The sequence below is a fragment of the Subdoligranulum sp. APC924/74 genome, assembly GCF_003324125.1.
Taxonomy (GTDB): Bacteria; Bacillota; Clostridia; order Oscillospirales; family Ruminococcaceae; genus Gemmiger; species Gemmiger qucibialis.
Genome location: NZ_PSQF01000022.1, coordinates 1 through 23,633, shown reverse-complemented (window position 1 = coordinate 23,633; position 23,633 = coordinate 1). Strand labels below are relative to the sequence as shown.

Annotated in this window: 19 protein-coding genes; 2 read left to right on the top strand and 17 right to left on the bottom strand. The window is 56.7% G+C overall.

The features are described from left to right. Positions 1–15: 15 nt before the first annotated feature. The 9 genes from C4885_RS07495 to purE form a co-directional block, all read right to left on the bottom strand. Positions 16–3,702 carry a phosphoribosylformylglycinamidine synthase gene (locus tag C4885_RS07495; RefSeq protein WP_113999750.1) on the bottom strand — a complete coding sequence of 1,229 codons (3,687 nt, stop codon included), beginning with the start codon at positions 3,700–3,702 and terminating at the stop codon, positions 16–18. Positions 3,703–3,708: 6 nt separating this feature from the next. Beyond that, positions 3,709–5,007 carry a phosphoribosylamine--glycine ligase gene (gene purD / locus C4885_RS07490; RefSeq protein ID WP_113999749.1) on the bottom strand — a complete coding sequence of 433 codons (1,299 nt, stop codon included), beginning with the start codon at positions 5,005–5,007 and terminating at the stop codon, positions 3,709–3,711. Between the two features lie 184 nt (positions 5,008–5,191). Beyond that, on the bottom strand, positions 5,192–6,373 hold the full coding sequence (locus tag C4885_RS07485; RefSeq protein WP_113999748.1) for a phosphoribosylaminoimidazolecarboxamide formyltransferase: 1,182 nt from the start codon (positions 6,371–6,373) through the stop codon (positions 5,192–5,194). A 4-nt stretch (positions 6,374–6,377) separates the two neighbouring features. Then, a complete protein-coding gene (locus C4885_RS07480) occupies positions 6,378–7,109 on the bottom strand; it encodes an IMP cyclohydrolase (RefSeq protein WP_113999747.1) in 732 nt (243 codons plus the stop codon). Positions 7,110–7,130: 21 nt separating this feature from the next. Then, positions 7,131–7,724, bottom strand: coding sequence for a phosphoribosylglycinamide formyltransferase (purN, locus tag C4885_RS07475; RefSeq protein ID WP_113999746.1), 594 nt, complete (start codon positions 7,722–7,724; stop codon positions 7,131–7,133). Beyond that, positions 7,721–8,761 carry a phosphoribosylformylglycinamidine cyclo-ligase gene (purM, locus tag C4885_RS07470; RefSeq protein WP_113999745.1) on the bottom strand — a complete coding sequence of 347 codons (1,041 nt, stop codon included), beginning with the start codon at positions 8,759–8,761 and terminating at the stop codon, positions 7,721–7,723. Before purM ends, purN begins: the two co-directional genes overlap by 4 nt. Before the next feature lie 21 nt (positions 8,762–8,782). Beyond that, positions 8,783–10,252 (bottom strand): amidophosphoribosyltransferase, encoded by a 1,470-nt coding sequence (gene purF, locus C4885_RS07465; RefSeq protein ID WP_113999744.1) that lies wholly within the window; start codon positions 10,250–10,252, stop codon positions 8,783–8,785. A 102-nt stretch (positions 10,253–10,354) separates the two neighbouring features. Continuing rightward, positions 10,355–11,068, bottom strand: coding sequence for a phosphoribosylaminoimidazolesuccinocarboxamide synthase (purC, locus tag C4885_RS07460; RefSeq protein WP_113999743.1), 714 nt, complete (start codon positions 11,066–11,068; stop codon positions 10,355–10,357). 95 nt (positions 11,069–11,163) lie between these two features. Next, a complete protein-coding gene (gene purE, locus C4885_RS07455; protein WP_113999742.1) occupies positions 11,164–11,670 on the bottom strand; it encodes a 5-(carboxyamino)imidazole ribonucleotide mutase in 507 nt (168 codons plus the stop codon). 449 nt (positions 11,671–12,119) lie between these two features. Here purE and C4885_RS07450 point away from each other — a divergent pair, with 449 nt between their 5' ends. Then, positions 12,120–12,641, top strand: coding sequence for a hypothetical protein (locus tag C4885_RS07450; RefSeq protein WP_113999741.1), 522 nt, complete (start codon positions 12,120–12,122; stop codon positions 12,639–12,641). Positions 12,642–12,858: 217 nt separating this feature from the next. On the opposite strand, the gene C4885_RS07445 is transcribed toward C4885_RS07450, so the two are convergent. The 8 genes from C4885_RS07445 to C4885_RS07410 form a co-directional block, all read right to left on the bottom strand. Continuing rightward, a complete protein-coding gene (locus C4885_RS07445) occupies positions 12,859–14,259 on the bottom strand; it encodes a hypothetical protein (protein WP_113999740.1) in 1,401 nt (466 codons plus the stop codon). Between the two features lie 19 nt (positions 14,260–14,278). After that, on the bottom strand, positions 14,279–15,736 hold the full coding sequence (locus tag C4885_RS07440) for an MBOAT family protein (RefSeq protein WP_113999739.1): 1,458 nt from the start codon (positions 15,734–15,736) through the stop codon (positions 14,279–14,281). Between the two features lie 21 nt (positions 15,737–15,757). Further along, complete coding sequence (locus C4885_RS07435) at positions 15,758–16,120, bottom strand: DUF2304 domain-containing protein (RefSeq protein ID WP_113999738.1); 363 nt, start codon at positions 16,118–16,120, stop codon at positions 15,758–15,760. A gap of 15 nt (positions 16,121–16,135) precedes the next feature. Beyond that, positions 16,136–16,864 carry a glycosyltransferase family 2 protein gene (locus tag C4885_RS07430; RefSeq protein WP_113999737.1) on the bottom strand — a complete coding sequence of 243 codons (729 nt, stop codon included), beginning with the start codon at positions 16,862–16,864 and terminating at the stop codon, positions 16,136–16,138. 37 nt (positions 16,865–16,901) lie between these two features. Beyond that, the gene (locus tag C4885_RS07425; protein ID WP_113999736.1) at positions 16,902–18,131 is read right to left on the bottom strand and encodes a glycosyltransferase family 4 protein; all 1,230 of its coding nucleotides are present in this window, start codon (positions 18,129–18,131) and stop codon (positions 16,902–16,904) included. 194 nt (positions 18,132–18,325) lie between these two features. Continuing rightward, positions 18,326–19,465, bottom strand: coding sequence for a non-hydrolyzing UDP-N-acetylglucosamine 2-epimerase (gene wecB, locus C4885_RS07420; RefSeq protein WP_113999735.1), 1,140 nt, complete (start codon positions 19,463–19,465; stop codon positions 18,326–18,328). Positions 19,466–19,821: 356 nt separating this feature from the next. Then, positions 19,822–21,021 carry a capsular polysaccharide biosynthesis protein CapF gene (locus C4885_RS07415; RefSeq protein WP_113999734.1) on the bottom strand — a complete coding sequence of 400 codons (1,200 nt, stop codon included), beginning with the start codon at positions 21,019–21,021 and terminating at the stop codon, positions 19,822–19,824. Next, on the bottom strand, positions 21,018–22,070 hold the full coding sequence (locus C4885_RS07410; RefSeq protein WP_113999733.1) for a polysaccharide biosynthesis protein: 1,053 nt from the start codon (positions 22,068–22,070) through the stop codon (positions 21,018–21,020). Before C4885_RS07410 ends, C4885_RS07415 begins: the two co-directional genes overlap by 4 nt. Before the next feature lie 210 nt (positions 22,071–22,280). Between C4885_RS07410 and pepT the strand changes: the two genes are divergently transcribed. After that, entirely contained in the window at positions 22,281–23,504 is a 1,224-nt protein-coding gene (gene pepT / locus C4885_RS07405; protein ID WP_113999732.1) for a peptidase T, read from the top strand. Positions 23,505–23,633: the final 129 nt, after the last annotated feature.

Genomic DNA, 23,633 nt, shown 5'->3' with positions numbered 1-23,633 from the left:
TTCTTACAGCATGTCTTACAGTTTGAAGTAGTTCACGCCGCCTTCAAAAATCGGCTGGTACTTGTCGCCGGTAACGTTTTTGTACAGGCTGTCGCCGCTGCGCTCAGAATGGCCCATCTTGCCGAACACGCGGCCGTCCGGGCTGGTAATGCCCTCAATGGCCAGCACAGACCCGTTGGGGTTGTAGCGCATATCCATGGTGGGCACGCAGTTCAGGTCAACATACTGGGTGGCAACCTGGCCGTTGTTGATCAGCTGCTGCAGCAGGCCGTCATTGCAGACAAAACGGCCTTCGCCGTGGCTGATGGCGATCAGGTGTTCATCATCCACATTGCATTCGCTCAGCCAGGGGCTCTTGTTGGAAGCTACGCGGGTACGCACCAGCATGCTCTGGTGGCGGTGGATGGTGTTAAAGGTCAGGGTCGGGTCGTTCTCGGTAATCGGGCGGATCTCGCCATAAGGCACAAGGCCCAGCTTAATCAATGCCTGGAAGCCGTTGCAGATGCCAAGTGCCAGGCCGTCACGCTGGTTCAGCAGACGGTTGACGGCATCGGCCACAGCGGGGTTGCGGAAGAACGCCGCAATGAACTTGGCGGAGCCGTCCGGCTCATCGCCGCCGGAAAAACCGCCCGGCAGCATCAGAATCTGGCTCTGGTCAAGCTCTTTCACCAGGGCTTCGCAGCTGGCGGCAACGTCGGCGGGGGTCAGGTTCTTCAACACCAGAATGTGCGGGTCGCCACCGGCGCGGCGGAATGCGCGTGCAGTGTCGTATTCGCAGTTGGTGCCGGGGAACACAGGGATGATAACGCGCGGGGTGGCCAGGCGCACAGCCGGGGCAACGCGCTGGAAGCAGTTGACCTTGTATTCCAGGGATTTAACTTCCTCGCCAGCCTTGAGGTAGGGGAAGACAGGCTGCAGCTTTGCTTCCCATACATCCTGCAGGTGCTGCAGGTCGATGTTTTCGCCGTTGGAGTTGATGACGTAATCCACGGTGGTGGAACCGAGAAATTCACCGGCAGAAGCATCCAGAAGCTCCAGAATAACTGCGCCATAGCAGGGCTTGAACAGGTCGTCCAGGTTGATATCGCGGCTCAGGGACAGGCCCACGTGGTTGCCGACGCACATCTTGAACAGTGCTTCGGCAACGCCGCCGTAACCCGGCGTTGCTGCGGCCAGCACCTTGCCTTCGTCGATCATCTGCTCCACGATCTTGTAGATGGAAAGCAGACTGCCGATCTCCGGCATGCCGTCCTTGTACTGCGGCTTCAGGATGACAACAGAGCTGTTGGCTTTCTTGAACTCAGGGCTCATGACGTTGGCGGTGTTGCCAATGGCGGTGGCAAAGCTGACCAGCGTGGGGGGAACATCCAGGCCTTCAAAGCTGCCGGACATACTGTCCTTGCCGCCGATGGAAGCAATGCCAAGGCCCATCTGGGCATCCAGCGCGCCAAGCAGGGCGGCCAGCGGCTTGCCCCAGCGTTCGGGGGCAGTGTTCAGGTGCTCAAAATATTCCTGGAAAGTCAGGTACATATCCTTGTGGCGGAAACCGGCGCAAACCAGTTTGGTCACGCTTTCCACAACGGCCATGTAAGCGCCGCGGTAGGGGTCCGCTTCAGTCAGATAGGGGTTAAAGCCCCAGGCCATGCCGGAGCAGGTGGTGGTTTCGCCATCCACCGGCAGTTTGGCAGCCATGGCCATGGTGGGGGTCAGCTGGTATTTACCGCCGTAAGGCATCAGCACGGTGGAAGCGCCGATGGTGGAGTCAAACCGCTCGCCCAGGCCTTTCTGGCTGCAAACGTTCAGGTCGCCAACCAGGTTTTCCAGCTTTTCGGCAAAGGTGGAACCGGCCCACTGGGGCTGCCATACCGTGCCGGGCAGAACATGCACATCGGCATGGCGCTCGGCACCGTTGGAGTTCAGGAACTCGCGGGAAAGGTCCACGATGGCAACGCCGTTCCAGTTCTCGCGCATCCGCTTTTCCTCGGTAACGGTAGCAACCACGGTGGCTTCCAGGTTTTCCTCATTGGCAAGGGCAATGAACTTTTCGGCATCCTCAGCGGCAACGGCAACAGCCATGCGCTCCTGGCTTTCGCTGATAGCCAGCTCGGTGCCGTCCAGGCCCTCGTACTTCTTGGTAACTTTGTTCAGGTCAATGTTCAGGCCGTCGGCCAGCTCGCCGATGGCAACGGAAACGCCGCCTGCGCCAAAGTCGTTGCAGCGCTTGATCATGCAGCAGGCGTCCTCGCGGCGGAACAGGCGCTGCAGCTTACGCTCAATGGGGGCGTTGCCCTTCTGCACCTCGGCACCGCAGGTTTCCAGGCTGGTCAGCTTGTGGGCCTTGCTGGAGCCGGTAGCGCCGCCAATGCCGTCACGGCCGGTGCGGCCGCCCAGCAGGATGATCACATCGCCGGGCTGGGGCTCTTCGCGGCGGACATGGCTGGCCGGGGTAGCACCCACAACAGCGCCGATCTCCATACGCTTTGCCACATAGCCGGGGTGGTACAGTTCAGCAACCTGGCCGGTGGCAAGGCCAATCTGGTTGCCATAGCTGGAATAACCGGCAGCAGCAGTGGTAACCAGCTTGCGCTGGGGCAGCTTGCCGGGCATGGTTTCGGCAACCGGCTTGAGCGGGTCGCCTGCGCCGGTCACGCGCATGGCCTGGTAAACATAGCTGCGGCCGGACAGCGGGTCACGGATGGCACCGCCGATGCAGGTAGCAGCGCCGCCGAACGGCTCAATCTCGGTGGGGTGGTTGTGGGTCTCGTTCTTGAAGAGGAACAGCCAATCCTGCAATTCGCCGTCCACATCGCACTTGATTTTGACGGTGCAGGCATTGATCTCTTCGCTCTCGTCCAGGTTCTGCAGGATGCCGCGCTGTTTCAGGGCCTTGGCGCCGATGGTGGCCAGGTCCATCAGGGTGCGGTTCTTTTTATCGCGGCCGGTCTCGGCACGCAGGGCCATGTAACGGTCAAATGCAGCCTGCACAACTTCGTCGTCAATCTTGACATCGTTCAGGATGGTGCCGAAGGTGGTGTGACGGCAGTGGTCAGACCAGTAGGTATCGATCAGGCGGATTTCGGTAATGGTCGGGTCGCGCTGTTCAGATTTGAAGTAGTTCTGGCAGAACACAATGTCGGCGTGGTCCATGGCCAGGCCCTTTTCATTGCGGAAATTCTCCAACGCAGCGTCATCCAAAGCGCAGAAGCCGTTCAGGGTTTCCACAGCGGTGGGCACGGCAAATTCCATTTTCAGGGTATCGCGGGTGTCCAGGCTGGCCTCGCGGGCTTCCACCGGGTTGATGACGTACTTCTTGATGGCTTCCAGATCCTCTGCGCTCAGCTCGCCGTCCAGCAGGTAGATGCGGGCACTGCGTACAGACGGACGCTCGCCCTGGCTCAGCAGCTGGATACACTCGGAAGCAGAATCTGCACGCTGGTCAAACTGGCCGGGCAGATACTCCACAGCAAACACCGTCTTGGCGGTGGGTAGCTCGGTATAGGTCACATCGACTGGCGGTTCGCTGAACACGGTGGGGATGGCTTTCTCAAACAGGTCGCGGTCAATGCCTTCCACATCATAGCGGTTCAACAGGCGCAGAGCTTTCAGGCCCTTAATGCCAACCAGCTCAACCAGTTCATGCTTCAGGCCCTGGGCTTCGCCGTCAAAGCCGGGCTTTTTTTCTACATAAATGCGGTAAACCATTCTTGTTTAACCCTCCTGTGCTTTCATTGCCGCAAGGGCACGGGCACCAATATCACTGCGGCGGTGCAGTTTGTCAAAATGGATGCAGTCAGCAGCGGCGTAAGCCTTTTTCAGGGCTTCGGGCAGGGTGGCGGCGGTTGCCGTTACACCCAGCACGCGGCCGCCGTTGGTAACCAGCTTGCCATCCTTGATGGCGGTACCGGCATGGTACACGGTCACATCGGCAGCACCGGGCACCTGGCCATTCTCCAGGCCGGTGATCTCCTTGCCCTTTTCATAGGCAACGGGGTATCCGCCGGAAGCCAGCACCACACAGGCGGCAGCGCCATCGCTGAACTTGACCTCGGTCTTGTCCAGCGTGCCGTTGGTGCAGGCCTGCATCACGGTCAGCAGGTCGCTTTCCAGCAGGGGCAGTACTACCTGGGTTTCGGGGTCGCCAAAGCGGCAGTTGTATTCAATCACCTTGGGGCCGTCCGGGGTCAGCATCAGGCCAAAGTACAGGCAACCCTTAAAGGGACAACCCTCTGCCTGCATGGCGGCAACCGTAGGCAGGAAAATCTTCTCCATGCACTCGGCGGCAATGGCGGGGGTGTAGCAGGGGTTGGGGGCAACGGTGCCCATGCCGCCGGTGTTCAGGCCCTCGTCATGGTCCAAAGCGCGCTTGTGGTCCATGCTGGAAACCATCGGCTTGACGGTTTTGCCATCACAGAAGGACAGCACGCTGACTTCCGGCCCGGTCAAAAATTCTTCCACCACAACATGGTTGCCGGAAGCGCCGAACTTTTTGTCCAGCATGATTTCCTTTACGCCATCGGCGGCTTCCTGCTCATTCTGGCAGATCAGCACGCCTTTGCCCAGTGCCAGGCCATCCGCCTTGATAACAACCGGGTACTTGCCCTTGCTGCGGATGTAATCCATCACCTTGGCGGGGTCGTCAAAGGTTTCATAGCCGGCGGTGGGAATGCCGTATTTTTTCATCAGGTCCTTGCTGAACACCTTGCTGGCTTCAATGCGGGCGGCAGCGGCATCCGGGCCAAAAGCAGGGATGCCCACCTTGGCCAAAGCATCCACCATGCCAAGGGCAAGGGGATCGTCCTGTGCAACAACAACATAATCAAAGGCTTCTGCCTTGGCAAAGGCGACCATGGCGTCTACATCCGTTGCAGGGATGTTTTTGCAGGTGGCATCGTAACCAATGCCGCCGTTGCCAGGGGCACACCAGATATCGCCGCAGTCGGGGCTTTTTTTCAGCGCGCGGATAATGGCGTGTTCACGCCCGCCGCCGCCAACAACCAGAATTTTCATGGCAAACTCCTTAGCTTGAAATGAAAAAAGAATAATGAATAAAGAATAATGAAGGTGGACCGCGTTGCTGCGCACCGCTTAAAAAATATTAGAACTCTAATATCCAAAACCGTGCCGCTTGCGGCACACCTTCATTCTTAATTATTCTTTATTATTTATTATTTAGCAAAAACTTCGTTTTTGCTTAGTGGTGGAACAGCCGGATACCACAGAACGCCATGGCAATGCCGTACTTGTTGCAGGTGGCAATAACCTGATCATCGCGGATGGAGCCACCCGGCTGCACAATGGCGGTCACACCGCTGCGGCGGGCGCGCTCAATGTTGTCCCCAAAGGGGAAGAATGCATCACTGCCCAGGGCAACATTCGTTACCTTGCTCAGCCAGGCTTTCTTTTCCTCGGCAGTCAACGGGGCAGGCTGCACAGTAAAGGTTTCGGCCCAAACGTCATCCCCAATCACATCCTCCGGGGTATCGCCGATGTAAACATCAATCGCGTTATCGCGGTTGGGCTTGGAGATATCCTCGCGGAACGGCAGGTCCAGAACCTTGGGCATATGGCGCAGCTGCCAGTTGTCGGCTTTCTGGCCTGCCAGGCGGGTGCAGTGGATGCGGCTTTGCTGGCCTGCGCCCACACCGATGGTCTGGCCGTCCTGCACATAGCAGACGGAGTTGGACTGGGTGTATTTCAGCACGATCAGGCTCATGATCAGATCGCGCTTCTGGGCATCGGTCACCGTCTTGTTCTCGGTTACAAAGTTTTGCAGCATGGTATCCACGCTGATCTCCAGATCCTGGCGGCCCTGCTCAAAGGTGACACCGAATACGGTGCGGCGCTCCAGCGGAGCAGGGATATAATCCGGATCAATGGCAACGATGTTGTAGTTGCCTTTCTTTTTGGATTTCAGCACTTCCAGGGCGTCGGCGTCATAGCCGGGGGCAATGATGCCGTCCGAAACTTCGTGCTGGATCAGCTTTGCGGTGGCAAGGTCGCACACATCAGACAGGGCGATCCAGTCACCAAAGCTGGACATGCGGTCCGCACCGCGGGCGCGGGCATAAGCGCAGGCCAGGGGAGAAAGCTCAGCCTCTGCACTAATATGATACATCTTTCTCAGCGTTTCGTCCAGTGGCAGGCCAATGGCGGCACCGGCGGGGGAAACATGCTTAAAGCTGGCAGCAGCAGGCTGGCCCAGGGCTTTTTTCAGGTCGCGCACCAGCTGGTAGCTGTTGAACGCATCCAGAAAGTTGATGTAGCCCGGCTTGCCATTCAAAATGGTAACGGGAAGATCAGAACCGTCTGCCATAAAAATGCGGGCAGGCTTCTGGTTGGGGTTGGTGCCGTATTTCAGCTGGAATTCGTTCATAAGTTCAGCCCTCCACCGTGTTGTATTTGTTCAGGATCACATCTTCATAATCGCCGGTTTCCAGCGTGATGGCACGCACAAACAGGCTGACCTTATTATCTTCGTTTAGGGCTTCCCACAACTTTCCGGCAAATTCGTCGGCATCGTTCTGGTCCAGTGTCACGCGCAGCGGCTCACCGGCAAAGCTGGGGATGGGGGAGCCGTTTTTCTGGTAGGTGGTAATCAGCTGGCCTTCGCCTGCAACGGGCTGCGGATAGTCAAAGGTCTGGCGCTGCACGCTGGCGGGGTTGCCATCGCAGCTTTTCAGGATGCTCAGCTTGTAGCCGCCGCAACGCATATCCACAACGCCGGAAATGCGGGGGGTAAAGTTGGGGGCATCGTCCTCAAAAGTGCGGGTGGCAAGGGCTGCTTCAAAGCCGTAACCGGGGAACAGGTTATCCCGCATGTAGCGGTAAATGGTATCCGTCTGGTCACCGTTGGTCACAATGGTGGTATCGTTCAGGGTCAGAACCGGGTTATAGATGATCAGGTGGGGATCTTCCAGCTTGGCGGGGTCTGCGGCTACCGTGCGGATGCCGCCGGGGATGGCGTCAAACACGCGGTTGCGGCTGTTGGCGCTGCGGCCCATGATCCAGTAAGCAATCATGGCCTTGGTGCCGTCCGGCGAACGGCCGATGCAGATGCCGCGGCCGGGATATTCGTTACCGGCCAGATAAGTATAAAGATTCTTTTTCATGCGGGAATCCTCCTTGTTCGGTCAGGCTTCGCCATTGCACACCATGGCAATGGCCTGGGGCAGCAACTTCCATTCGGCTTCCACCATCACGCGCTTCTGCAGCACTTCGGGGGTATCACCGGGCTGCACTTCCACGGCTTTTTGCAGCAGGATGGGCCCGCCGTCACACACTTCGTTGACAAAGTGGACGGTAGCGCCGGTCACTTTCACGCCGCGCTTCAGCGCTTCCTCATGCACTTTCAGGCCATAGTAGCCGGGGCCGCAAAAGCTGGGAATCAGGCTGGGGTGGATGTTCAGGATGCGGTTGGGGTAAGCGGCAATCACGCTGGGGCCCAGCACGCTCAAAAATCCTGCCAGAACCACCAGCTCAATGCCATGGTCTTTCAGCACACGCAGCAGGGCAGTGTCAAACTCCTCGCTGGTGGCGTAATCCTTGCGGCGCACCACGGCGGTTTCCACGCCGAAGTTTGCAGCGCGTTCCAACGCATACGCACCAGGTTTGCTGGCAACCACCAGGGTAACCTTACCGTTGGGGTTCTCCCCGCGGCGTTCGCTTTCCAGGATGGCCTGCAGGTTGGTGCCGCCGCCGGAAACCAGCACAGCAATCTTCATCATACCAGCTGCACCCCGCTGCCTTCGCCAATCACACCAAGGCGGTAAGCATCCTCGCCGTTGGCTTTCAGGATCTCAATGGCCTTGTCGGCATCCTCGGCAGCCACGGTCAAAATCATACCAACGCCCATGTTGAAGGTGTTGAACATATCGCGCTCCGGAATGTTGCCCTCTTTAGCCAGCACATCAAACAGCACGGGGGTGCGCACATCGCTCTTCTTGATCACAGCGCAGCAGCCGGCTTTCAGGCTGCGGGGAATGTTCTCGTAAAAGCCGCCGCCGGTAATGTGGGAAACGCCCTTGACGGTAACTTCCTTCATCACGGCCAGCACAGGCTTGACATAAATCTTGGTGGGGGCCAGCAGGGCTTCGCCCAGGGTCTTGTCCATGCCGTCAAAGGTCTTTTTCAGCACATCGGGGTTGTTCTCCAGGTCAAAGATCTTGCGCACCAGGGAGAACCCGTTGGAGTGTACGCCGGTGGAAGGCAGGGCGATGATCACATCGCCGGGCTGCATGGTGGAATTGTCCAGGATCTTGCTCTTGTCCACAGCGCCAACGGTAAAGCCGGCCAGGTCGTACTCGTCCTCCGGGTAAAAACCGGGCATCTCGGCGGTCTCACCGCCAACCAGGGCACAGCCAGCCTGCACGCAGCCTTCGGCTACACCGGCAACCAGCTCGGCAATGCGCTCCGGCACGTTTTTGCCGCAGGCGATGTAATCCAGAAACACCAGCGGCTTGGCACCGGCGCAGATGACATCGTTCACGCACATGGCAACGCAATCAATGCCAACGGTGTCATGTTTGTTCATGTACTGGGCAATGCGCAGCTTGGTACCAACGCCGTCCGTGCCGGAAATCAGCACGGGGTGGGGCATATCGGTGCAGTCCAGCTCAAACAGGCCGCCAAAGCCGCCCAGGCCGCCAATGCAGTGCTCGTTCATGGTGCGGGCAACGTGCTGCTTCATCAGGTCAACTGCCTTGTAACCGGCGGTAATATCCACACCAGCGGCAGCGTAACTTGCAGAATAGCTTTTTTCCATTATGTTTCTCTCCTTATCAGCTTACAGGCGTTTTTTGGTCTGGGACTGGCTCAGGGGTTTATCGTATACAATGTCCATCGTCTCGTTGGGGGCGGGCACCGGGTAATGGCCGGTAAAGCAGCCGGTGCAGAACCCGCACTTGCTGTGGATGGCCAGCTGGGTCACATGTTCAATGCTCAGGTAGCCCAGGGAATCGGCCCCCACGATCTGGCGGATCTCCTCCACCGTATGGCCGGTGGCAATCAGGTCTTTTTCGTCCGGGATGTCGGTGCCGAAATAGCAGGGGTGGGCAAACGGCGGGGCCGAAATGCAGTAGTGTACTTCCTTGGCACCGGCGTCGCGCAGCAGCTTGATGGTGCGGGCGCTGGTGGTGCCGCGCACGATGGAGTCATCCACAAGCACAACGCGCTTGCCCGCAACGGTGGAGGAAATTGCGTTCAATTTGATGCGCACACTGCTTTCACGCTGGGCCTGGGAGCCCTGGATGAAGGTGCGGCCCACATATTTGTTTTTAATAAAGCCCACGCCATAGGGAATACCGCTTTCCTGCGCATAGCCAAGGGCGGCATCCAGGCCGGAATCCGGCGCACCGATGACGACATCGGCTTCCACCGGATGCTCCTGTGCCAGAAAGCGCCCGGCCTGCAGGCGGGCGTCATGCACGCAGGTGCCCTCGATGATGGAATCGGGGCGGGCAAAATAAATGTACTCAAACACGCACATCGTGTGCGGCGCGGTGCCGCAGTGGGTGCGGATGGTGCGCAGGCCGGTGTAGTCTGCCACCACGATCTCGCCGGGCAGTACATCGCGCACAAAGCGGGCGCCTACAGCATCCAGCGCACAGGATTCCGAAGCAAAAGCCCAGCCGGAGCCATCCGGCAACTGGCCAATGCAGAGAGGGCGGAAGCCATTAGGATCGCGCGCGGCGATCAGTTTGGTGTGGGTCATAATGACCAGGCTGTAAGCACCCACGATCTGCTCCATCGTGCGGCAGACAGCTGTTTCAATATCCGGGCTGATCAGGCGGTTCTGGGTCAGCAGATAGCCGATGACCTCGGTGTCCGAAGTGCCGTGGAAGATCGAACCGTTCATTTCCAGCTTGTGGCGCAGCTGGGGGGCATTGGTCAGGTTGCCGTTGTGGCAGATGGCCATAGTGCCCTTGCAGTGGTGCAGAACCATGGGCTGGGCGTTGGCGCGGGTGCGCTGGCCGCTGGTGGCATAGCGCACATGGCCGGTGGCCATCTTGGCATTCTGCGGCAGGTCAGCCAGCACGCGCGGGGTAAATACCTCGCTGACCAGGCCAAGATCACGGTAGCCGGTCAGCACACCGTCCACGTTCAGGGCAATGCCGCAGCTTTCCTGGCCGCGGTGCTGCAGGGCATACAACGCGCTGTACACGGCGCTGACCATGTTGGTTTTGCCGGTGGAATCATAAATACCGAACACGCCGCATTCTTCATGCAGTGCTTCGGCGGGACAAAGCTCCTTCATTCAGTTCTCCGTTTCCTGTTTCAAACGATGGCAGGGTGCACCGGAAGAGCGAACGGCGGTTCCAGTACACCCTGAACATTGGCTGGACTAAGCTTGGTTCAATCAGCCCAGCAGGCGCTTCATAACTTCCTGGTAGGCATCGGCCTCACCGCCAAGGCTGCGGCGGAACAGGTCTTTATCCAGGTGGGCACCGGTAGTGGCATCCCAGAAGCGGCAGGTATCCGGGCTGATCTCGTCAGCCAAAATGATGGTGCCGTCAGACAGGCGGCCAAACTCCAGTTTGAAGTCGATCAGGCGGATGTTGGCATCCAGCATGATCTTCTTCAGCACTTCGTTGACCTTGAAGGCATACTTGGCAATGGTGTCCAGCTCTTCCTGGGTGGCAAGGTCAAGGGCCAAGGCGTAATAATGGTTGATGAACGGGTCATGCAGGTCGTCGTTCTTGTAGCTGTACTCCAGGATGGGGGTCTTGAACACCTTGCCCTCGGGCACGCCCATGCGCAGGCTGAAGTGGCCGGCGGCAACATTGCGGATGATGACTTCCAGAGGAACGATCTGAACTTTCTTGACCAGGGTATCGCGGTCGTTCAGCTCCTCAACATAATGGGTGGGGATGCCTTCTTTTTCCAGCTTCTGCATCAGAGCGTTGGACAGCTTGTTGTTGACAATGCCCTTATCGCGGATGGTGCCCTTCTTTTCGCCGTCGCCGGCGGTGGCATCGTCCTTGTAATGAACCATAACGATTTCGGGGTCAGAAGTTGCGAATACCTGCTTAGCTTTGCCTTCGTACATCTGTTCTTTAATTTCAACGTTCATTGTAATGCGCTCCTTTATATTCTTTCATGAATTGATTTATGGAATCCTTTTTATAAAAAGGAATAAAACAACAGCAAATAAACCGGGATTTGAAGTTACATAGCTGCGGCTTCGGCAGCGATGGCGGCGTCCTTTTTGGCAATGGCGGCGGCGGTGTCGGCACGGAACTGATCCAGCTTAGCGGCAAGCTCATCATCGGCAACAGCCAGGATGGCAACGGCCAGGTAAGCGGCGTTCTTGGCACCGTTCAGGGCAACCGTGGCAACCGGGAAGCCGGAAGGCATCTGCACGGTAGCAAGCAGAGCATCCAGACCGTCCATGGCACCGCCCTTCATCGGGATGCCGACCACCGGCAAAGTGGTGTTGGCGGCAAAGGCACCTGCCAGGTGGGCCGCCATACCGGCAGCGCACAGGATAACACCGTAACCATTGGCGCGGGCAGATTTGGCAAAGGCAGCGGCGGCTTCCGGCGTACGGTGGGCGGAAAGAATGTGCGCCTCAAACGGTACATCGAAATCTTTCAGCACCCCGCAGGCACTTTTTACAACCGGCCAGTCACTGTCAGACCCCATGATGATGGCAACCTTTTTACGGTTCGGCATGTTACAGATCCTCCTTCAAAAAATAAGAGCGCGGTGTACACGGGTACACTGCGCTTATACAAGGCTATTATGCTTATAATACACCGCATGAAGAACACAGCTGCGCAAACCGACCGGGAATGGTCCGAAAAGATTCGTGTAATGCACAAAGTCGCCCTCCATCCTTTAATGTATGGCTGGATCCCCCGGCGGGCTGTGTACAGAATAACACACAAAACACCCGTACGGAAAATCTCTGTAATTAAAGTGTAAAGCGTGCAGCGCAAAAAAGCAAGAGCCAAAACTTTTTTTGGCGCACTTCCTATTGTGTTTAAAATAAGATAGGGCTTTTTGTCAAAGTTGATGGAGAAAAACGGGGTGAAGTATGACTTTTTTGATAAGGATTTTTGTGCTATAATAACCATACCAGAAAATACTGCCATAAGGCAGGATGGGAAAGGGGTATCGCAATGAAATTGTTCCACACAGCCCTTGTGCTTGGCAAGGGGGGCTTTGGCACACAGCTGGGAGAAATGCTGGCGGAAGCCGGCGGCTATTCCCGTATTTTGTACCTGGATGATCAGGCACCGGACGCTGCGGGCAAACTGGCAGATTACCTGGATCCCACCATCAGGGAACGCTGCACCGAGGCTTTTGTGGGCCTTGGCAACAATGAGCTGCGGCTGCAATGGCTGCAAAAGCTGGTGGCTGCGGGCTACCAGACACCAGTGTTTGAACACCCGGCGGCAGAAGTATGCAGCAGCGCAGCCCTGGGGGCAGGGACCGTGGTGCTGCCATTTGCCTTTGTGGGCGCAGGAACCAAAGTGGGGGCAGGGTGCATCATCAATGCCGGTGCCATTGTGGACCATAACGCCGTGCTGGAAGACGGTGTGCATGCCGCCCCCCGTGCAACCATCAAAGCCGGGGCAACCGTGGAGCGCTGCATGAAAGTGGACAGCGGCGAAATTATCCGCAGCCCATGGGAAAAATAATGCAGCTGCGCGGAACCGGCAGCCAAACAATGCAGGCAGAATTTTGAAAAAAGCGGCCCCGCAATTTGGGTATATTGCGGTGTTGCCCTTAATAATAAACGAACGTAAAAACCAGCCGCCTGCCGTGCAAATGCACAAAGCAGGCGGCTGGTTTTATAAGTCGTAAGCAAAAGGCGAAAATCAAGCAGGGAACAACCTGCCAAAAGAAGCAAAGCGCTTACCCGACGTTTTCAACATTCTCCTCGCCATCCACCGGCAGGGTGGTGCGCGGGGTCACGCTGAGGGGGTCGGGCAGGGTGTTGTTTTCAACATCCTGCAACACCTGCGGCACACCGGGGAAGAACTTGGCGATGCCGCAGCCCTTGCAGTGCAGGCCATCGAAAAAGTCGGTCTCATCCAACCCCTTAATGCAGGTGGGGTCATAACTGCCGTACAGCGGAATATTGTAGTCATGCGCATACTGGCGGATCCAGTTTTCGGTTTCAAAAAAGCCCTGGTGCTGGTCGGTTTCCGTCAGCAGAAAGTCATACAGGTACGGGTGCCAGGGGGAGAGGGCCAAAATCACCGTGGTGCCCTGGTTTTGCGCATACTGGATGAACTTGTCAAACGCTTCTTCCTGCTTGGGGGAAAGCGAGTCGAACCCTTCCATATGTACGCTGTTGAACGTGGGGCAGGCTTCGGCGGCAAGGGCGCGCACCTGGTCGGGGTTGGCATCCCGGAATTCGGGGTCATACAGCACACTGCCGTCAGAGCGCTTGATGGTGGTGGGTTGCTCGTAAGGGTTGCCGTCCACCGGGTTAAAGTCAATGGGGTTGCCATCGTCATCCGTCACAACGCTCTGGCCGCGGTTCTTTAAGTAATAGTCTACGTTGCCCTGAAAATAAGCCGGTTCCACCAGCGCTTTCCACAGCGCCACGCGGTCCTCTTCCTCATAGTCGGTTTCAACACCGAGAACCTTAGTCAAAAATTCGTTGTACAGCTCCACATCGGCGCGCTTGTCAAAGGCGGCTTCGTCCCCATACAGCACCCAGGGATCCACGCTCCAAATCAGCACCTTGGGCACTTTGCCGTAACAGACCATCTTATAATAGCTGGTCATGTTATCGCGCACATCCGCGCCGGTAACGCCCATGTTGAAAAAACTGTCGGTTCCGACAAGTTCCCGTGTGAACTGTAATACGCGGCTGGAGCCAATGCCGATCACTTCCGGGGTGTCCGGAACATCCTGTGCAAACAGCTGGACAACCTCGCGCTCAATTTCGTTCATCTGCTCAAAGTTGCTCACATCATAGCCCTGCAGCATCAAGTCCACAATGCGGCGGGGGGCAAGCTCACCCTGGAACAGGCCGCTGCGGTCTACCGTATAGCTGAACCAGACCATGAAAACCAGAATGGGAATGAACAGGGCAAACTTGAACAACGTTTTGCTGCCAAAGTATAACCGGCGGACCAAACCATGCAAAAAGCGAACGAAGATATTTGGCTTTTTGGAGCGTCTGCGCGGTGAGGGAGCGGATTTTTTTTGCTTTGTGGTGGGCTTGCGGGCCGGGGCGGCAACAGCACTGCGGCTGACCTTTTGGGTGCCGCGCGGGGCGGAAGCAGGGGTCTGTGTTGGCATAATTGTTCTCCCTCCCCCGTTAAAATTGCTGGTAAATGAACGCCGACTGCCCGAACGCGGCAAAGAACAAGATGGATACCGCAGCGGCATAATAGACCGTCCAACGCAGCACAAAGCACTGCTTGCGGATCCAGCGGGCAACATTGTTGCCGTTGTGCTCCATGGCCAGCACAATGGCGGTACCGCAGGTCAACACCACCGGCAGGCGGCCGTCAATGCCGCTGCTGGTGACCAGATTGGTAACGCTTTCCCATCCAGCCGCAAAGCCGCCCTGCCAGCCCTGCAGTATTCCGGCGAATACCTCGCCGGGGGCAGCGTTGTAAATGGCAGAAGCAAAAAATACCATTGTAAAACTGAACAGCAGGTAGGTGATGCAGCGCTGGAGGAATGTCTGCACGGCAGGCTCGCGGTACAGCGGGTTATAGCGCCACAGCACTTTGCGTGGCGCTTTGCTCAGCTGGGCAATGACTGAAATCACGCCGCAGGCAATGCCCCATTCCAGATAGCGCAGGTCAGCCCCGTGCCATAGGCCGCTGACGGCAAACACGATCAGCGTGTTCAGCATATGGCGCACCACATTGCAGCGGCTGCCGCCAAGAGGAATGTAGATATAATCCCGCAGCCAGCCAGTCAGGCTCATGTGCCAGCGCTGCCACAACCCGGCAAAGCTGGTAGCCTCGAACGGGCTGTGAAAGTTTTCCAGCAGATCATACCCCAAAATGCGGGCAGCACCGATGGCGATATCGCAACAGCCGGAAAAATCCAGGTAGAGCCGCAGGCTGAACAGCAGGGTGGCGGCCACCAGGTTGGGGCCATTCATCTCAGCGGGGGTATCGTACACCATCTTGATGTACAGGTTCATGTTGTCCGCCAGGACCATCTTTTTGGTGTAGCCCCACAGCATGCGGAACGCACCGCCCGCACACCGGGTGTAGCTGAACCGGCGGGATTTGTGGATCTGTGGCCGAAAATGGGGGTACCGCTCAATTGGGCCGGTGGTCATGGTGGGAAAAAAGCTAACGAACAGCGCATAATGCAGCGGGTTCAGCTCAACCTTGCAGCGGCGCTTGTATACATCAATGGTGTAGCTGAGCGCAGCAAGGGTAAAGTAGCCCAGGCCCAGCGGGGTAACCATATCCGTGCGGGGCTGCAATACCGTGCCGCTCAGGATATCTGCCGCCAACAGGTTCCAGTATTTGTAATAGAACAAAAGCCCCACACAGGTGAACACCGCCAAAAGCAGGAAAATCACCCGCACGGGACCTATCCGGCATTTGCCGATCACCAGCCCGCAGCCCCATGTGGCCAGTGTTGCCGCGACCAAAACCGGTACCAGCAGGCGGTCGTTGGCCCCCCAACAGTAAAACAGGTAGCTGGCAGCCAGCAGACAGTAAGGGCGCAGAACACGGGGCAGGGTATAGTTCAAAAGCGCCACTGCCGCAAAAAAGCCAAGAAATAGCAGTGTTGTCAGTTCCATCCTCAAACTCCTTTGGCGGGATTATTTGCCGCTGAGTTTTTTCTCCAAATCCCGCACGCGCTTTTCCAGGATAGCGTTTTCCTGGGTAAGGCGCTTGCACTTATCCGCAAGCTGGCTGACGCCGATGCTTAAACTGAGCAGCACCAGCAGCACAAAGCAGAACATGAGCATAAATACCAGGTTGACCGGCATTTGTACATCCAGCAGATCACGCAGGACGTAAACAACATAGGGGAATACCGCAAAGATGACAAGAACCACGGCCAGTGCCAGCCAGAGAAGGCTGTATTTTACGCTCATTTGGCCCTTTTTCAGCAGCGCAAAAATAATCAGCAGCAGGATGGCCGCACCCAAAATCATAAAAAACTGGAAATGTGCCGTCATGGGCGTTGTGCCTCCTTATTTGCTTTTCGGCTGGTGGATTTTCTTGATAGAAAGGCGGTCAATGATCAAAGACAGGGAAACCTTGATCATGTAATACGCGCTTTTAAAACTGCGAATGCTGGAAACGCCGCCCTGACGTTCTTTCATGACGACTGGGGCTTCGCCTACGCGGAACCCGGCCAGCGTGGCAGCCAGAATGGCTTCCGGCTCCGGATAATCCGAAGCATAATGCTCCGCAAAATAGGCGGTTAGCTGGGGACCTGTGGCACGGAAACCACTGGTGACATCCAGAATGCGCTGACCACAGAGAATATGGATGAGCCAGCTTAAAAAGCGGATGCCGACCCGGCGCATAAAGCTTGTCTGGAAGCCTTCGCACTTGATAAAGCGGCTGCCGATGCACATATCCAGCTTGCCGTCCAATACCGGCTGAACGACCTGCATCAGATAAGCGGGGTCGTGCTGGCCGTCACCGTCCATCTGCACAGCAACATCATAACCATTGGCGCGGGCATAGCGATAACCGCACTGCACGCCGCCGCCAATGCCAAGGTTGACCGGCAGATCCAAAAACGGGTAGCCATGTTCCGCCAGCAATTCAGCCGAGCGGTCGGTGGAACAATCGTTGATGATCAAAAAGTCAACCTGCGGGCAGGTGGCACGCAGGCGTTCCACGGTGCTGACGATGTTGGCTTCCTCATTATAACAGGGAATGATAACAAGAATTTTGGCTGGGTGATTCAAAAGGGCACCTCACATCAGGGGAACGGTCGGTTTGGCATCAAACGCGGCCTTCCAAAATAAAATGTTCCAGTTTGCGCAGCAGCTCGCTGCGGCGGTAATGCGCAAGATAATATTCTTTGGCGCTCTGGCCCATGGCGGCGCGCTGGGCGGCGTCCATGCGGGTCAGTACCAGCAGGTTGTCTGCCAGGGCAGCGGCATCACAGGCAGGGGAGCTTAATCCACCCGCCGCGGCAACCGCCGCATTGCCGGCACCGTCCATACTGGCCAGGACCGGCTTGCCGGCGGCCATATAACTGGCAACCTTGGCCGGTACGGTCAGCCCCAAGTCCGGCGAATCCGACAGACAGACGATCAAAGCATCAGCCAGCGCGGTGAACTTGGGGATATCCGTTGCCGGAACACTGCCGTAAAACGTAACGGCGTCCTCGGCGTGCAGCTCTTTCACTTTGGCTTCCAGCGCGGTGCGGCTCATGCCATCGCCCACCAGCAACAGGTGCAACATATCCGCCCCGCGGCTGCGCGCATCCTGCACCGCCGTGATGACGGTCTCCAGGCTTTGGGCGGGGGTAAAAGTGCCGGTAAACACCAGGTTGAACCGCCCGCCGAACTGCGCCTGCAAAGCGGCATCCGGCTGAGGAACGGCGTAAAAATCCTCGCAGTACTGCGGGATCACAGCAATTTTTTGCGGCGGCATACCGGTGCGCTGGCACAGCCGCTGCTGCAGCGGCTCACTCATGGCAATCAGTCGGTCGGCCTTCTTATATAAAGCGTCGCTTACACCCTGGGCAATCGCGCGCAGGGGTTTGTTTTTCACATTCAGCACGCTGTACAGGTTTTCGGGCCAGATATCCAGCACATAGTTGGTAAAGGGAATGTGGTGCTTTTTGGCATAGCGGATGGCGGGCCAGCACATCAGTACCGGGCTGGTGTTAAAGCAGAACACCGCATCGTACCCGCCCGGCAGGCGGTGCAACGCATGGGCGGCGTACCACGGCCAGCTGACATAGTTCAAAAAAATGTTGACCGAGGTGTTGCCCCTGCGCGGAACCTCTTTGCAGCGGTACAGGCGGGCACCGTGCCATTCTTCTTCAAAAGGGCCGGCGGCGCTGTAACCGGGGAACCATTCGCCTTTTGGGTAATTGGGCAGCCCGCAAAGCACATCCACCGCAATGCCATCCTGCAAAAAACCTTCCACAATATCATTGATGCGGAAATTTTCCGGCCAGAAATGCTGCGTAACAACAAGAATCTTTTTTTGAGAGGGCAAAGGGCACACACCTTTCGAAAGTTAGGAGTTAGGAAGTAGGAGTTAGGAGTTGAAGAACGGCTGCTAGACTTGAGGTCTTTTGTAATCTATAAAATGCTCTGTAGGGAACGATCTTGACCGTTCCAAAGCATTCAGCTTGTCGCAGCCTCAAAAAACTCCTAACGCCTCACTCCTACCTCCTAACTAAAAAAAACTCAGTTTTTTCTCCACACCATCTTATTAACCACCCCGGTGTAGCTCTGGATGATCTTGACGACCTTGGTGGAAACGTCTTCAGTGTAGTAGGGGACGGGGATGCCGTTGTCGCCGTTGGCGTTCATGGCAACGGCGGTGGCAACCGCCTGTTCCACGCCGCCCTCGCTGATGCCGGCCAGCACAAAGCAGCCTTTGTCCAGTGCTTCGGGTCGCTCGGTGGAGGTACGGATGCAGACAGCCGGGAACGGATGTCCCACGCTGGTAAAGAAGCTGGATTCCTCCGGCAGGGTGCCGGAATCGCTGACCACGGCAAACGCGTTCATCTGCAGATGGTTGTAATCATGGAAGCCCAGGGGCTCATGCAGCTTTACGCGCTCGTCCAGCTGGAAGCCCATGGCGTCCAGCCGCTTTTTGCTGCGCGGATGGCAGGAATACAGAATGGGCATATCATAGGTCTGGGCCAGGTGATTGATGGAGGTGAACAGGTCGATAAAGTTCTTTTCGGTATCAATGTTCTCCTCGCGGTGGGCGGAAAGCAGCATGTATTTGTGCGGCTCCAGCCCCAGGCGCTCCAGCACATCGCTGGCTTCGATCTTGGCCAGGTTGGCGTGCAGCACTTCCGCCATGGGGGAACCGGTCACAAAGGTGCGTTCCTTGGCGGTGCCTTCGGCATTCAGGTAACGGCGGGCATGCTCGGAATAGCACATGTTCACATCGGAAATGTGGTCCACAATGCGGCGGTTGGTTTCCTCAGGCAGGCACTCGTCAAAGCAGCGGTTGCCGGCTTCCATGTGGAAGATGGGAATGTGCAGCCGCTTGGCCGCAATGGCGGAAAGGCAGCTGTTGGTATCGCCCAGAATCAGCAGGGCATCGGGTTTCTGTTCCACCATCAGGGAGTAGGACTTAGCAATAATGTTGCCGATGGTTTCACCCAGGTCCTTGCCGACGGCATCCAGATAGAAATCCGGCGCACGCAGGCCCAGGTCCTCAAAGAATACCTGATTCAGGTTATAATCATAGTTCTGGCCGGTGTGGACTAGAATCTGGTCAAAATACACATCACACTTTTTAATCACAGCCGACAGCCGAATGATCTCCGGCCGCGTGCCGATAATGGTCATAAGTTTGAGCTTGTTCATTGTAAAACACCCGATACAGTTAGGAGGTAGGAGTGAGGAGTTGAAGAACGACTGCTGGTTTTATTGTCTTCCGCAAACGATAAAAAGTTTCGCAGGGAACGGCTTTGAATGTTCTGAGACATTTACCTTGCCCAGGTTTCAAAACTCCTAAGGCAATACCGCATAATTCTAAGTGCCGATACGGCGAGCGAGGTGCGGCAGATGCTAAGCCAAAAGCGCAGATAATACTGGATGTCTTATCGAGCATTTTGGCAACGCAGATGCCGTGCCGCAGCCGCCGGAGCGGTGCTTAAGCCGCAAGGCGGGAATTGTGCGGTGTTGCCCTAACTCCTACCTGAGTATATACGCTTAAAATGTTACACTTTCAAAAAGAACGTGTCCGGCTTGGTGGGGTCAAACACTTCGTTGGCCCACATCAGGGTCACAAGGTTTTCAGTATCGCTTAAGTTGATGATGTTGTGGGTGCAGCCGGGCAGCATCTGCACGGCGGTGGGCTTATCGCCCCACACCTCAAACTCCATCACTTCGTCACAGCCAACTTTGCGCTCCTGGATCAGCCCGTGGCCGGAAACCACAATAAAAAATTCCCACTTGGTGTTGTGCCAGTGCTGGCCCTTGGTAATGCCGGGCTTGGAAATGTTCACGCTGAACTGGCCGCAGTTTTCGGTTTTCAGCAGCTCGGTAAAGCTGCCGCGCTCGTCTGCGTTGACTTTTAAGGGGAAGGCAATCCGCTCTTTGGGCAGGTAGGAAAGATAGGTGGAATACAGCTTTTTGGCAAAGCTGCCCGCCGGGATCTCCGGCACCACCAGCGTGGCGGGCTGGGCGTGGAACTGTTCCAACAGATCCACAATCTCCCCAAGGGTCACTTTGTGGGTGACGGGAACAAAGCAGTAACGGCCATCCACGGCAGGCACCGGGGTAAGGCCGTCATAATTGCAGCGGTGGGGCGCAGCTTCCAGCGCATCCAGCATCTCTTCTACCAGATCGTCAATGTACAGCAGTTCCAGCTCAGTTGCGCGGTCATTGACGGTGATGGGCAGGCCGTTGGCAATGTTGTGGCAAAAAGTAGCCACGGCGCTGTTGTAGTTGGGGCGGCACCATTTGCCAAACAGGTTGGGAAAGCGGTAAACCAGCACCGGGGCGCCGGTGGTTTTGCTGTATTCAAAGAACAGTTCTTCTCCGGCCAGCTTGCTTTTGCCGTAATCGCTTTTGCCATAGCGGCCGATCAACGTGGCCTGAATGGAGCTGGACAGCATCACCGGGCAGGTGTTACCGTGGGCTTTCAGCGTATCCAGCAGGGTGGAGGCAAAGCCGAAATTGCCCGCCATGAACTCGCTTTCCACTTTGGGGCGGTTGACCCCGGCCAGGTTGAATACAAAGTCTGCCTTGGCGCAGTATTCATCCAGCAGCGCCGGAACCGTGTCCAGGTCATACTCAAAAATATCAGTAATGTTCAGGGCCGGGCGGGTGCGGTTTTTGCCATCGCGGATATTTTTCAGGTTTTCACACAGATTGCGCCCGACAAACCCCTTTGCCCCGGTGACAAGAATGTTCATGCCTTGCCTGCCTCTTTCAGTGCTTCCTGGATGTACTCGGTGGTCATGATCTTTTTGATGGTGCCCTCCACATCCAGGCGGCGGGTGTTGTGGCTGGTATAATCTTCATCGGCCTGGGTGTGAACCTGGCCCTTGATGAAGTACTTGTCATAGTTCAAGTCGCGGTTGTCGGCGGCAACGCGGTAATAGTTGCCCATATCCTCGCTGCGCATCCGCTCTTCCTTGGTCATCAGGGTCTCGTACAGCTTTTCGCCGTGGCGGGTGCCAATCACGCGGGTGCCGGTGTCGCCAAACAGCTGCTGCACGGCTTTGGCCAGATCGCCAATGGTGGAAGCATCGGATTTCTGGATGAACAGATCGCCCGGATTGGCGTGCTCAAAGGCAAACATGACAAGGTCAACGGCCTCATCCAGGTTCATCAAAAAGCGGGTCATGTTGGGATCGGTGATGGTAATGGGGTTGCCGGCCTTGATCTGCTCCACAAACAGCGGAATCACGCTGCCGCGGCTGCACATCACGTTGCCGTAACGGGTGCAGCAGATGACCGGGCCGCCGCGCTGTGCGCTGACACGCGCGTTGGCAGTGATAACATGCTCCATCATGGCCTTGGAGATGCCCATGGCATTGATGGGGTAAGCGGCTTTATCGGTAGAAAGGCAGACCACGCGCTCCACGCCTGCTTCAATGGCGGCATGCAGCATGTTGTCGGTGCCCTCAATGTTGGTGCGCACGGCCTCCATGGGGAAAAACTCGCAGGAAGGAACCTGCTTGAGCGCAGCGGCATGGAAGATAAAGTTGACGCCGGGCATCACATCGCGCAGGCTCTGGATGTTGCGCACATCGCCGATGTAGAACTTGACTTTATTGTAATAGTCAGGATAGTTGGCCTGCAGCTCATGGCGCATGTCGTCCTGCTTTTTCTCGTCACGGCTGAAAATGCGGATCTCGCCGATATCAGTCGTCAAAAAATGCTTGAGCACGGTGTGGCCAAAGCTGCCGGTGCCGCCGGTGATCAACAAGGTTTTATCTTTGAAAATGGTATTTGCCATGGTTTCCTCCTGTCAGGGGACGAACTTTTGGTGGTAGGCGCAGCAGCGTCGGGCATCTTCCAATGCCCATAAAGCCAACACTTCCCCTATATACAACCAATTCTAACATAAAAGTTACAGATTGAAAAGGGCCTGACCTTGGAAAATGCTGTTTTTTGTGGTACAATACCCCCAGTGCAACCATTATACAATAAAGGAGAATCAGATTTTATGCGCGCTTATGAACGTTTGCTGAATTACGTTAAGGTGTATACCACCTCGGACCCCGTAAGCGATACCCACCCCACCACCGCCCGCCAGTTTGACCTGGCCCGCATGCTGGTCAAGGAGCTGCAGGACCTTGGCCTTGCGGATGCCCATGTGGATGAGCACTGCTATGTTTACGCCACGCTGCCCGCCACCCCCGGCCACGAAGCTGCCAAGGGCCTTGGATTTATTGCCCATATGGATACTTCCCCCGATGCACCGGGCGAGAATGTGAAGCCCCAGATCCATGAAAATTATGACGGCGGCGATGTTGTCCTGCCCGGTACCGGCGCAGTTCTCAGCACCAGGCAGTTCCCATTCCTGGCAAAGCTCAAGGGCCAAACCCTGATCACCACCGATGGCACCACCCTGCTGGGTGCGGACGACAAAGCCGGTGTGGCCGAGATTATGACCATGCTGGAGATCCTGCAGAAAGAAAACCGCCCCCACGGCAAGATCTGCGTGGGCTTTACCCCCGATGAGGAGGTTGGCCAGGGTGCTGACCTGTTTGATGTGGAGCATTTTGGCGCAGCCTATGCCTACACGGTGGACGGCGACGAAGCGGGCGAAATCAGCTATGAAAACTTTAACGCTGCCGCTGCTTTTGTCACGGTACACGGCTTCTCGGTCCATCCGGGCAGCGCAAAGAACGCCATGAAGAATGCGCAGAACATTGCCATTGAGTTCCACAACGCCCTGCCGTATTACGACCGCCCCGAATACACTGAGAACCGCGAGGGTTTCTACCACCTGTGCAGCATGGAAGGCGATGTGACCGGCGCCAAGCTGGGCTACATTGTGCGTGACCACAGTGCCGAAAGCTTTGCCGCCCGCAAGGAGACCATGCGCCACATTGCCAAGCTGCTGAACGAAAAGTATGGCGAAGGCACCGTGGAGCTGGAGCTGAAGGACAGCTATTTCAGCATGCTGGAAAAGATCAAGCCGCATTTCCATCTGGTGGAAAATGCCCGCGCCGCCATCCGCAAGGCTGGCCTGGAGCCGCTGGAAACGCCCATTCGCGGCGGCACGGACGGCGCGACCCTGTCTTACATGGGCCTGCCCTGCCCGAACCTTGGCACCGGCGGCTTTAACTACCATGGCCCGTGCGAAGGCATCACGGTAGAGTCTATGGATAAGGCAACCGAGATTCTGCTGAACCTGGCCGATATTTATAAGGATGTCCAGTAACCAGCGCGGCCTTTTTGAAAAAAGGCCTGGCGAAAAACTTTAGGCAATACCGCACAATTCCCGCCTAACGGCTCAAGCACCGCTCCGGCGGCTGCGGCACGGCATCTGCGTTGCCAAAATGCTCGATAA